Here is a 10,972-nt window from a genome sequence, read left to right as displayed (position 1 = left end):
CGCGCTCGACCAGCACCGGGGCGATCTTCAACCCACCGGTGTTGATGAGGTCGTCGTGGCGGCCGATGATCTCCAGCGCTCCCTCCTCGGTCCGGCGGCCGAGGTCCCCCGTGCGGAACCACCCGTCCCGGAAGGCTGTCGCGGTGGGACCGGGGGCCAGGCGGTAGCCGGCGGCCAACACCGGGCCGGCCAGCTCGACGACACCGGCCCCTCCGGTGGTCACGATGTCGGAGGGCGACGCGCCGGGTTCGTCGGCGAGGCGGAACCGCACGCCGTCGAGCGGGCGGCCGTCGTAGACGCAGCCGCCCGCCGTCTCGCTCATCCCGTAGGTGGTGACCACCCGGACCCCCGCCGCCCTGGCCCTGGCCAGCAACGCGGGCGGGCAGGCGGCGCCGCCGAGCAGCACCGCGTCGAACCGGGCGAGCGCGTCCGCCGCCTCCCCGCCCTCGGACAGCACCCGGCTGAGCTGGGTGGGCACCAGCGCGGTGTAGTGGCGGCCGGCCCTGGCGAGCGCCCGCCCGGCGGCCTCGGCGAACTCCACGGGGCGGAACCCGGCCCGGCCGGCGAGGACCACCGGCTCGGACGAGGAGAGCAGGGAACGCACCAGCACCTGGACCCCGGCGATGTGCGTGGCGGGCAGGGCGAGCAACCACGTCCCCCCGCCGCCCAACCGCGCGTGCGTGGCCTCGGCCGAACTCCGCAACGCGGACGCGGTGAGCCGAACGCCCTTGGGGAGGCCGGTCGACCCCGAGGTGGGAACGACCAACGCCGTGTCGTCCTCCGCCGGCTCCGACGGCAGCAGCGCCTCGGTCAGGCGCGCCACCTCCGGCGCCGGCCCGGTCGGGAGCGGCAACACGGCGCTGCGCCCAGCCAACGCCCGTTCCAGCTCGGCGAGCAGCGCCGGCACCGCGTCAGCCCGGTCAGCGCCCCGCACCACGACCAGCCGCCGACGGTCGGTCCCCTCGTTCGTGTCCATCTGCCCGATCCTCGCCCATCCGGTGTCCGACGCGGCGACGGTAGCCCCGGGGAGCGGCGTCGCCGCCCTCGGACCGGTGAGACGCCGGTCACGCGGCTGCCGCACCCCGACCCGGACGCGGCGGGAACGGCACCCCGTCGGCGGTGACCGCACAGCGCCGGTCGCTACGAGTGACCGGTTCAGGGCAACGCCGTGGTGTGGGGCCGCTGTGGGAATAGTTAGCCTGAGCGGGTGACGTCGACCGATCCCGCACACTCCTCGATCGAGCTGGCATGCGAGTGGCAGCAGCTCGGTGACTACCAGGACATCCGTTACGAGACCGCCGAGGGCATCGCGAAGATCACCATCAACCGCCCCCGGGTCCGCAACGCGTTCCGGCCGCAGACGCTCTTCGAGCTGTCGGACGCGTTCAACCGGGCCAGGGACGACGACGAGGTGGGGGTCATCATCCTCACCGGTCAGGGCGATCTGGCGTTCTGCTCCGGAGGAGACCAGCGCATCCGCGGCGACGACGGCTACCTCGGTGACGACGAGGTGGCCCGCCGGGGCATCGGGCGGCTCAACGTGCTCGACCTCCAGGTCCAGATCCGCCGCCTGCCCAAGCCGGTGATCGCGATGGTGGCCGGGTACGCCATCGGCGGTGGGCACGTGCTGCACATCGTCTGCGATCTCACCATCGCCGCCGACAACGCCCGCTTCGGCCAGACCGGCCCCCAGGTCGGCTCCTTCGACGGCGGTTACGGCTCCGGGCTGCTGGCCAGGATCGTCGGGCAGAAGAAGTCCCGCGAGATCTGGTACCTGTGCCGCCAGTACGGGGCCCAGGAGGCCCTCGACATGGGGCTGGTCAACACGGTCGTACCGCTGGTCGACCTCGAACGCGAGACCGTCGACTGGGCGAGGCGGATGCTCCAGCACTCCCCGCTGGCGTTGCGGATGCTCAAGGCCTCCCACAACGCGGCCGACGACGGCCTGGCCGGTGTCCAGCAGCTCGCCGGCGACTCCACGCTGCTCTTCTACATGACGGAGGAGGCCCAGGAGGGCCGCGACGCCTACCGCGAGAAGCGCAAGCCCGACTTCGGCCGGTTCCCCAAACGTCCATGAACCCCTCGACGGCCCAGGCCGAGGTCATCGTCGACGAGCTGATCCGCAACGGGATGCGGCACGTCGTGCTGTGCCCTGGCTCCAGGAACGCCCCGCTGGCCTACGCGCTGCACGACGCGGCCGAGGCGGGGCGTGTCGCGCTGCACGTGCGGGTGGACGAACGCTCAGCGGCCTTCCTCGCGCTGGGCATCAGCAAGGGGTTGAACGCCCGCCACACCCGCACGGGCTTCGCGGCCGTGGTGTGCACCTCCGGAACCGCGGCCGGCAACATGCAGCCGGCGATGATGGAGGCGCACCACGCCGGCGAGCCGCTGCTCGTCGTGACCGCGGACCGGCCGCCGGAGCTCCTGGGCACCGGGGCGAACCAGACGACCATGCAACACGGCCTGTTCGGGCCGCTGGTCAGCACGACGTCCTTCCCCCCGGCCGAACGCCGGGCCGGGCAGAACGCCGTGTGGCGCAGCCTGCTGTGCCGCGCCGTGGTGCCCCTGCACGCGGGGGGCCCGGCGCACCTCAACATCCCGTTCCGGGAGCCGCTGGTCCCGCACCGACCGGAGCGGGACCAGCCCGAATGGCCGGAGTCGTTGGCCGGGAGACCGGACGGCGGCGCGTGGACGGTGACGCTGGGCCCCCAGAGCGCGCACGGCGCGGGTGGGGGCGCGGCGTTGGCCGGGCTCTCCCCCCGGACCCTGGTCGTCGCGGGGGAGGGCCCGGTGGCGGTCCTCGACGGGGTCGCGGCCCTCGCGAAACGGGTGAACTGGCCCCTGGTCGCGGAACCGTCCGCCAACGCGGGGATGGCTCCCACACTGGTCGGGCACGGCATGCTGCTGCTGAACTCCGGCGAGCTGCCGGAGCGGCTCAGGCCGGATGCGGTGCTCGTCGTCGGCCGGCCAACCCTCAGCCGGGGCGTCCAGCGGTTGCTGCGCGCCGCCGGCACGGTCCACATGGTGGCGGACCCGGAGAACTGGCCGGACCCCCAGTACGTGGCGCGACGGGTCTGCCCCGGGCTGGACGACACCGATCTGGACGGCCCCGCCGGCCACGCACTCGTCTCGCAGGCCGATCCCGAATGGTTCGCGGCCTGGCGGGACGCGGGAGCCGCGACCGCGGCCGCCGTCACGGGATTCCTGGCGGCCGAGGAGTGGCCGACCGGCCTGCACGTGGCCAGGGATCTGGTGGACGCGGCGGGGCCCGAGTCGGTCGTCTTCCTCGGCTCCTCGAACCCGATCCGGGACGTGGACCTCGTCGCGGGAGGTGGGGAACGCCCGCTCACCCTCGCCAACCGGGGGCTCGCCGGGATCGACGGCGCGGTCTCCACGGCCGCCGGCGTGGTGCTCGGAGCGGCGACCCGGCATGACGGCCCGCCGCGCGGCTACGCCCTGCTGGGGGACCTGACCTTCCTCCACGACATCAACGGCCTGCTGATCGGGCCGGCCGAGCGGCGACCCGACCTGACCCTGGTGGTCGTCAACGACGACGGCGGCGGGATCTTCGAACTGCTCGAACAGGGGGAACCCGGCTCCCGGCACGGTTTCGAGCGGGTGTTCGGGACCCCGCACGGCGCCGACCTGGGTGCCCTCTGCGCCGGGTACGGCGTCCCGTACGTCAGGGTGCGCGACCGCGAGGAGTTCGTGGCCGCGCTGGCGGCGGTGGACGGGCTCCAGGTGGTGGAGGTGCGGGTCGACCGGGGCAGGCTCCGCGACCTCCACGACCGGCTCCGGGCAGCCGTGCGCCACGCGCTCTCCGGAGCGTGAGGGTCAGGACCTGGCCCCCGGGGACGTGCTCCGGGGGCCGACGCGTCCGGCCGGGCGGCGGTGTGGCCGACTAGACTTCGCTGCCGTGCCCGAGCCCGAGAAGCGTGACGCACCCCGGCGAGCGGGGTGGGGCAGGTTGTCCCGACCTCGCAGGTGGTCGGTGGTCGGTCTGGCGGTGACCGGCCTGCTCGGCACCCTGCTGGGTTCGCTGCTGCTCCTCGGAGCATGGAGCAACGACCGGAACATCGACCAGAACCTGGGGGAGACCACGGCGGAGGTGCTCTCCGTGTCCGGTTTCCGCACCCTCGTGCGCTACCACGCCGGTGACGGCGCCGTGCACAGCCCGGCCACCGGGGTGCTCTACCCGGACGGCCTGGAACGCGGGAACCTCGTCCGGGTCGAGTACGACCAGGAGAACCCGGACCTCGTCCGGGTCGCCGGGCGCGGGTTCGGGCTCGGGGTGGTGCCCGTGGTGGGAGTGGTGACCGGGCTGTGGGTCGTCCTGTGCCTGCTGATCTGGTGGCTGCGGCGTCCGGTGCGGTCGGCGGTCGCCGCCGGCTGACCGGCCGGTGCCGCTCAGCCCGTCGCGGCCAGCGAGGTCGGCTCGACCCGTCGAGGCCGGTGGGGGAGCAGGTGGTCGGCGGCCAGCCGCAGTGCCTCGGCCAACTCGTCCACCCGGGAGTCCGCCAGTACGACGGTCATCGGGTTTCCGGTGACCACCACGTCGAGCACGGTCACCGGGGCGTGGCGCCACCGGTTCGTGCTGATCGACAGTGCCGCGGCGACCACGCCGTGGTGGGCGGCCACCGCGCACCCGTCCGTCCGACTGCGCAACCGCCCGGCGGCGAAACGGGCCTGCCCGTGGTCCAGCGCCAGCTCCACCTGCCGGTCCCCGGACTCCGGCCATGCCGAGACGGAGACGAACACGACGCGTCGCGCCGCGTCGGGCGCCACCCGGCAGCGCACCGGGTAGCCGCGTAGCACGTCCCGCGACTCCAACACGAAGGGCAGCCCGGGCCCGTGGTCCGGTCGTGCGCGGTGCGGACGAGTGGTGCTGTTCTCGCTCATGACAAGTCCCCCGACTGGTGAGCGTGGTCGATGACGGGACCGGCGTCGCCGGTCGCCGCACTGTACGGGACGTTGTCACATCCGGTGTTACAGCTGGTCACGCTCGGTGGGGTACTGGAACCTGGCCCGGAGGCAGGTCAGCTCCGCGCTGGTGCGGGGCGCCCGGGCGAGCAGGTCGTCGAGCAGTTCGCGGGCCCGCGGGTCGTGCCGGGTCCGGGTGGGTGCGACCTGCTCGGCCACCCGGAGGCTGCGGACGGCGTCGCCGTCCCGGGAGCCGCCGGCCTGTCCCCAGGCCAGCGCCTGGTCCAGGTGGTGCGCGCCGAGGCGTTCGGGGGAGCCGAGAGCGCCGGCGTCGACCCCCGACCGCCGGAACCGCTCGGCGGCGGCCGGCCCGTCGCCAGCCTCCGCCTCGGTGGCCAGCCGCCAGAGCGCCACGTTCGTCGGCCCCCAGTGCAGGCGGAGGAACCCGCCCTCGCCGGTGCGCGCGGCCAGGGCGGTCGCCTCCGCCAGGTGGTCGGCCCCGGTGCCACCGGTCCTGGCCTGGTGCAGTCCCGCCGCCAGGTGCACCATCCCGTACGCCTGCGCGGTGCTCGTGTCCTCGGCCGTCGGGTCGGCCTGGGCCGCGACCTCGTCCACGGTCCGCTCGAACAAGGCCCGCACCCGTCGGTGCGCGCCGAGCCGTTCGAGCGCGGTGCCGTACTGCCAGGCCGCGAAGGCGAGGTAGGCGGGTTCCTCCAGACGTCGGGCCGCCCGGTAGCAGCGGCGGGCGGCCTCACCGGCGAGTTCGGGGTGCCCGAGGTTCCTGGTCAGGCTGAAGACGACGTAGCAGGCCAGCGCGAGGCCCCGCAGCGCCTGCCGCCTTTCCCCGTCCCGCCCGTGCGCGGCGACGACGTGCAGTTCGGTGAGCAACGCCGCCAGGCCGGCCGCCGCCGCCCCGTAGCGGGCGGCGTCCCGGAGCCTGTTGGCGCGGTGCGCCGCGGCCACCAGTTCGGCGACCGGGCGGGTGGCCTGGGCGGGCGCGTCGTCGAGGTCGCAACCGTAGAGGGCCGCGGTGATGGCCGGGACGAGTGACAGCGCCGCCGCGCCGGAGGGGTCGGCGGGAGGGCGGGGTTCGCCGGTGAGGTCCACGGTCGAACAGGACAGCGCCGAGGCGAGGGCGGCGAGCAGACCTCTCCGGTCGAACCGGCGGTGGCCCGATTCCAGCAGCGCCAGGTAGGGCCTGCTGATGCCGGCCCGCTTGGCGACGGCTTCCTGGGTGAGCCCTCGACGGCGACGGGTCCTGCGCAGGCGGTGTCCGATCTGGACCGGGTCGGCGCTCTCGTCCATCTCCGCCACCCCCGGGTCGTCCGCCGTGGACGACTCCCAGTCTAGGCCGGGCCACCTCCCGCGAGTGGGTGAAGGAGCTGCTCGCGAGGGTGGTCCGCCCGGCTCCGGGCAGGGTCAGCCCAGCCAGAGGTGGCGCAGGGAGAACACCGAGAGCTCGGCGCGGAGCCGTCGGGAGAACGGCAGCGGGTCCCCGTACTCGGAGCCGTCCGAGCCGTGGTGCCCGACCTCCTTGAGGACGTGGTTGACCTGGGGCACCCGGGTGTACCGGAGGACGCCTGCCGGCCGGTGGTCCAGCGCGTCCCGGACCTCGTCGACCATGGAGCAGGGGATCTGGATGTCGGATCCGGCGCAGGCCAACAGCACGGGGACGTCCGAGGTGACCTCCCCGGCCAGTTCCCGGGGGTCGTGCCGGTCGGCGGTGACGAGGAAGCGGAGGCTGCTCGGGTGGAAGATCCCGAGGTAGTAGAACTCGGCGGGCATCCACGCCGGGATCTCGCCCGTCTCGCGGACCGCCTCGACGGTGGGGTCGACGGCGTTGAGCAGCGGCTCCACCCGCGATTCGGGGATCAGGCCCCGTTCGGGCCACAGCGGGATCTGCTCACGCAGCTGGACCTGGAGGGTCGTGAAGTACGGCAGGCTGGCGGGGGCGAGCAGTGCGAGCGAGGACACGGCGGGCGCGCCGCCGTCCTCGCGGTTGGCCAGCACCAGCGCGATCAGGCTCCCTTCGCTGTGGCCGACCACCATGAGCCGGTCGGGGTCGACGCCAGGCTGGTCGGCGAGGAAGCGGAGGGCGTCGGCGGCGTGGTCGACGAACAGGTCGAACTCGACCGAGGCCGGGTCGAGTTCGGGGTCCACCCCGGTCTCACCGCTCCCGACCTTGTCGTACCGCAAGGTGGCCACCCCGCTGTCGGACAGGGTGTCGGCCACGGACAGCAGCGTGTTCGGTTCCAGGCCCGGCTGGTTCCCGTCGCGGTCGGTGGGTCCGCTGCCGGGGATCAGCAGCGCGGCCGGCCCCGGTCGGTCCGGGTCCTCGGGGAGCCGGAGGCTTCCGTGCAGGGCCGTCCCGTCCCCGGCCTCGACGGTGACGGACTGGTCGGGGCCGATGGCCCCGGTCCGGCCGGTCGACGTGCTCTCGCTCGCCTGGGCGGTTGTCGCGGGCACCAGACCGGTGGCCACGGCGAGGAGTGCCGCGAGCGCTCGGCGGCCCGCCACCGCTCGCGGGAACCCGGCGCTGGGACGGCGCTGGCTGACCCCGACGCGGTGTCGCCGGGCCGTGGATGATCCGGGCACGCCCTTCCTCCTGTCGTCGTGTCGCGGCTGGTCCGCCACCAATTAAAGAGATATCACATTTTCTGGGGGAGCGGCAGGGGTTGACCGCTGCGGGGCGGGCGGCCGTGACCCCGCACCGACTCCCGGCTCGGGGAAGGGTTGCGCGGGCAGTCGCGTGATATCGGTCATGTAGGTGGAATCACACTGCGTCGTGTGACGCTTTCGTGAAGATTTGTCGTTCGAGTCGCGAAACCGGCGGACCGCTGGCTACTCCTGTGGTGCGTCCCACACCGTGGGCGCCGCCTCGGTTGGCGGCGGTGGACGTTTCGGAGGCCGAATGGTTGCCCCGGTTCGGGCCCCGGTTTTCCGTCACGGTGTCGCGCCGTCAATTCCTTGGTGCCCGGCCACCCGCGCCCCTCGGTGGGGTGGCCGGGCCGGTCCTCGGCCTGGACCGGGCCAGCCCTGGCAGGAGTCGGGGCAGGTCGAGCGGCCGCCGGGGCGGAGGCCGGTGCGCCGCGAGAAGGGGATGACCATGGCCCGGCGCCCGGTTCCGCTCCCGCCGCCCCGAACGCGCGCACAGCGGAGGGGCGGAATCTCCCGATTCTCGGGGGCATCCGACCCGTGCGCCGGCGCGCCGTTCCACCTTTCTCGGGAGAACCGTGACCGGAGAAACCATTCCGATGGGTGGGATATGTCGGGAACCGATTTCCCCGGAGTCCCGAAAACGGGTCGGGACGCTCCCGGGTCCGTTCCGGAAAAGGAGGACCGGTGGCGGTGTCCCGCTCGTGCGGGAAATGGTGGGGGGAAAAGGGGGAATCGCGGGGGAATCGTCCGCCCGCCCCCGTCCGCTCCTCGACCGGGAGCTCGCACGACCGGGATGTCACCGACCGTGTCCGGCGGAGCGGGGTGGCACGTACCCTGTCCTCGTGCCGAGGGCAGGACTGGACAAGCAACCGCGAGACGTCGCCGAGATGTTCGACGGCGTCGCTCAGCACTACGACCGGACCAACACGGTCCTCGCGTTCGGCATGGACCGGCGCTGGCGGAACCTGATGGTCCGCGCCCTGGACCCCCGCCCGGGCGAACGCATCCTGGACCTCGCCGCCGGCACCGGCGTCTCGACCGCCGAACTGGCCAGGTCGGGTGCGTTCACCGTGGCCGCCGACTTCTCCCTCGGGATGCTGGGCCGCGGCCGGTTCCGCCGGCTGCCCATGGTCGCGGCCGACGCCCTGAACCTCCCCTTCGCCGACGCGGCCTTCGACGGAGCGACCATCTCGTTCGGCCTGCGCAACGTGGCCGACACCGACCAGGCGCTGCGGGAGCTGGCCAGGGTCGTCCGCCCAGGAGGACGGCTGGTGATCTGCGAGTTCTCCACGCCCACCTGGCGTCCGTTCCGCGTGGTCTACCAGAACTACCTGGTGCGGGCACTGCCGAGGATCGCCCGCCTGGTGTCCTCCAACCCCGACGCCTACGTCTACCTGTCGGAGTCCATCCGGGACTGGCCGGACCAGCGGGCGCTCGCGGAGCGGGTGGCCGAGGCCGGCTGGGACGACGTGGCCTGGCGCAACAGCGTCGGCGGCGCGGTGGCCCTGCACCGGGCGGTCCGCTCCTCCTGAGGTAGCGGGGACCGCTCGCGCGTCCCGACGGGCCCTGCGCCCGGGGTCGGGCTCGGTACGTAGCCGCACAAGGCATTGACCTAGACTCGGGTCCCAGTTAGTGAATTGATTCACAAGGAGCGAGTCGTGACCGAGCAGCCTCACAGCCGCGAGACCACCGGGCCCCCAGCCGAGGCCGCAGCGGGGACGGTCCCGCTCCGACGTCGGCCGGAGGAGGACGCCGACGTCATCGTCGTCGGGGCTGGTCCGGCGGGCTCCGCCGTCGCGACCCACCTGGCCAGGGCGGGCCTCGACGTGCTGGTGCTGGAGAAGAGCACCTTCCCCAGGGAGAAGGTGTGCGGCGACGGCCTCACGCCGCGCGGCGTCAAGGAGCTCATCGACCTCGGGGTCGACACCCGCGAGGAGGCGGGGTGGCTGCACAACCGGGGCCTCCGCGTCGTGGGTGGCGGCGTGCGGATGGAACTCGCCTGGCCGGAGCTGGCCAGCTACCCGCCCTACGGCGTCGTGCGCCCGAGGCAGGACTTCGACGACATGCTGGCCAGGCACGCCCAGGCGGCGGGAGCCCGGCTGAACCAGGCCACCACGGTGGTGTCGGCGATCACCGACGACCGCACCGGGCGGGTGGTCGGCGTCGCCGCCCGGGTGGGGAAGGAACGCGCCGAGGTCAGCTACCGCGCTCCCCTGACCGTCGCCTGCGACGGTGTCTCGGCCCGGCTCGCGCTCTCGGTGGGCTTGGAGAAGCGCGACGACCGGCCGATGGGCGTCGCCGTGCGCCGCTACTACACCAGCCCCCGCACCACCGACGACTACCTCGAGTCCCACCTGGAGCTGTGGGACCGCAGCGACCCGGCGAACCCGCGGCTGCTGCCCGGCTACGGGTGGCTGTTCGGGATGGGGGACGGCACGGTCAACGCCGGACTGGGCATCCTGTCCACGTCGAAGGCCTACGGCCGCACCGACTACCGGGCGCTCATGCGCTCCTGGCTCGACGGCACACCGGAGGAGTGGGGTTTCCGGGAGGACAACGCGGTGGGCAAGGTGGGGGGCGCCGCCCTCCCGATGGGTTTCAACCGGGTGCCCCACTACCGCGACGGCCTGCTGCTCGTGGGCGACGCCGGGGGCATGGTCAACCCCTTCAACGGTGAGGGCATCGCCTACGCCATGCAGTCCGCGAAACTCGCCGCCGACTGCGTCGTCCACGCGCTCTCCCGGCCCACGCCGGCCTCCCGTGAGCACGCCCTCTCCCGCTACCCCGTGGCGCTGCGGCAGCAGCTGGGCGGCTACTACCGCCTCGGCAACATCTTCAGCAAGCTGATCGGGAACCCCGTGATCATGCGTACCGCCACGAAGTACGGCCTGCCGATCGAGACGCTGATGCGCCTGGTCCTCAAGCTGCTCGCCGGCCTGTACGACCCGAAGGACGGCGACGCCTTCGACCGCATGATCACCGCGGCGGTCCGGATGAGCCCCAGCGCCTGACCCGGCCGCCGGGGCCGGCACCGACGCCAGGTCCCTCGACCGGACCGGCCTCCCGGCGCCCCCGGGAGGCCGGTCCCGGCTTCCACCCCCTGCTCCGTTCGGCCCAGCGCGGGCGTGCGGAGACCACGCCGGCCCACGAGTGTCGCGGAGAACACAGTCCGACCTGCCTCTGGAGCCCCGACCTCGGTCGACGCGCATTCCGGTCACACACCGTGCTGGCCGGAACCGGTCCCGACTCCTCCGGCCGGCGGACGCGGGACCGTGCCGGTCGGTGCCGCTCCCTCTCCGGGGCACCAAGTCCGTTTCTGCTGATCAAAGGAGTCGGAGGGCCGGCGCCCCCCTCCCGGGGCCGCCTGCTGCCACCCGGGCCGGGAGCAGCGGCC

The 10,972-nt window shown here is 73.7% G+C and carries 9 protein-coding genes; 5 read left to right on the top strand and 4 right to left on the bottom strand.

The genetic code is table 11. The features are described 5' to 3' along the window. Nucleotides 1-976 (bottom strand): AMP-binding protein (locus tag ACTIDRAF_RS0206460; RefSeq protein ID WP_016697903.1); only part of this gene is annotated, 976 nt, incomplete at its 3' end. A 231-nt stretch (nt 977-1,207) separates the two neighbouring features. Between ACTIDRAF_RS0206460 and menB the strand changes: the two genes are divergently transcribed. The 3 genes from menB (at nt 1,208) to ACTIDRAF_RS27565 (ending at nt 4,393) form a co-directional block, all read left to right on the top strand. Further along, nucleotides 1,208-2,077 carry a 1,4-dihydroxy-2-naphthoyl-CoA synthase gene (menB, locus tag ACTIDRAF_RS0206455; RefSeq protein ID WP_016697902.1) on the top strand — a complete coding sequence of 290 codons (870 nt, stop codon included), beginning with the start codon at nt 1,208-1,210 and terminating at the stop codon, nt 2,075-2,077. Beyond that, nucleotides 2,074-3,831 carry a 2-succinyl-5-enolpyruvyl-6-hydroxy-3-cyclohexene-1-carboxylic-acid synthase gene (gene menD, locus ACTIDRAF_RS0206450; RefSeq protein WP_016697901.1) on the top strand — a complete coding sequence of 586 codons (1,758 nt, stop codon included), beginning with the start codon at nt 2,074-2,076 and terminating at the stop codon, nt 3,829-3,831. Before menB ends, menD begins: the two co-directional genes overlap by 4 nt. An 85-nt stretch (nt 3,832-3,916) precedes the next feature. Next, a complete protein-coding gene (locus tag ACTIDRAF_RS27565) occupies nt 3,917-4,393 on the top strand; it encodes a DUF3592 domain-containing protein (protein ID WP_083886132.1) in 477 nt (158 codons plus the stop codon). A 14-nt stretch (nt 4,394-4,407) separates the two neighbouring features. Here ACTIDRAF_RS27565 and ACTIDRAF_RS0206440 read toward each other — a convergent pair whose 3' ends face one another. From ACTIDRAF_RS0206440 to ACTIDRAF_RS27555, 3 genes are all read right to left on the bottom strand, one after another. Beyond that, a complete protein-coding gene (locus ACTIDRAF_RS0206440; RefSeq protein WP_016697899.1) occupies nt 4,408-4,899 on the bottom strand; it encodes a hypothetical protein in 492 nt (163 codons plus the stop codon). A gap of 87 nt (nt 4,900-4,986) precedes the next feature. Next, nucleotides 4,987-6,225 carry a helix-turn-helix domain-containing protein gene (locus tag ACTIDRAF_RS31830; RefSeq protein ID WP_157162888.1) on the bottom strand — a complete coding sequence of 413 codons (1,239 nt, stop codon included), beginning with the start codon at nt 6,223-6,225 and terminating at the stop codon, nt 4,987-4,989. A gap of 114 nt (nt 6,226-6,339) precedes the next feature. Further along, a complete protein-coding gene (locus tag ACTIDRAF_RS27555) occupies nt 6,340-7,515 on the bottom strand; it encodes an alpha/beta hydrolase family protein (RefSeq protein WP_016697897.1) in 1,176 nt (391 codons plus the stop codon). 905 nt (nt 7,516-8,420) lie between these two features. On the opposite strand from ACTIDRAF_RS27555, the gene ACTIDRAF_RS0206425 reads away from it, so the two are divergent. Together ACTIDRAF_RS0206425 and ACTIDRAF_RS0206420 are read left to right on the top strand one after the other, a co-directional pair. Beyond that, a complete protein-coding gene (locus ACTIDRAF_RS0206425; RefSeq protein WP_211215280.1) occupies nt 8,421-9,110 on the top strand; it encodes a demethylmenaquinone methyltransferase in 690 nt (229 codons plus the stop codon). Between the two features lie 228 nt (nt 9,111-9,338). Beyond that, complete coding sequence (locus ACTIDRAF_RS0206420; protein WP_026065834.1) at nt 9,339-10,589, top strand: geranylgeranyl reductase family protein; 1,251 nt, start codon at nt 9,339-9,341, stop codon at nt 10,587-10,589. The last annotated feature ends 383 nt before the right edge of the window (nt 10,590-10,972 follow it).

The organism is Actinoalloteichus spitiensis RMV-1378, from assembly GCF_000239155.1.
Taxonomy (GTDB): Bacteria; Actinomycetota; Actinomycetes; order Mycobacteriales; family Pseudonocardiaceae; genus Actinoalloteichus_B; species Actinoalloteichus_B spitiensis.
This window is presented reverse-complemented; position numbering and strand designations above follow the sequence as displayed.

Coding starts and splice junctions, on each gene's coding strand:
- menD (WP_016697901.1), top strand. CDS start 2,074: ATGAACCCCTCGACGGCCCAGGCCGAGGTCATCGTCGACGAGCTGATC.
- ACTIDRAF_RS0206440 (WP_016697899.1), bottom strand. CDS start 4,899: ATGAGCGAGAACAGCACCACTCGTCCGCACCGCGCACGACCGGACCAC.
- ACTIDRAF_RS31830 (WP_157162888.1), bottom strand. CDS start 6,225: ATGGACGAGAGCGCCGACCCGGTCCAGATCGGACACCGCCTGCGCAGG.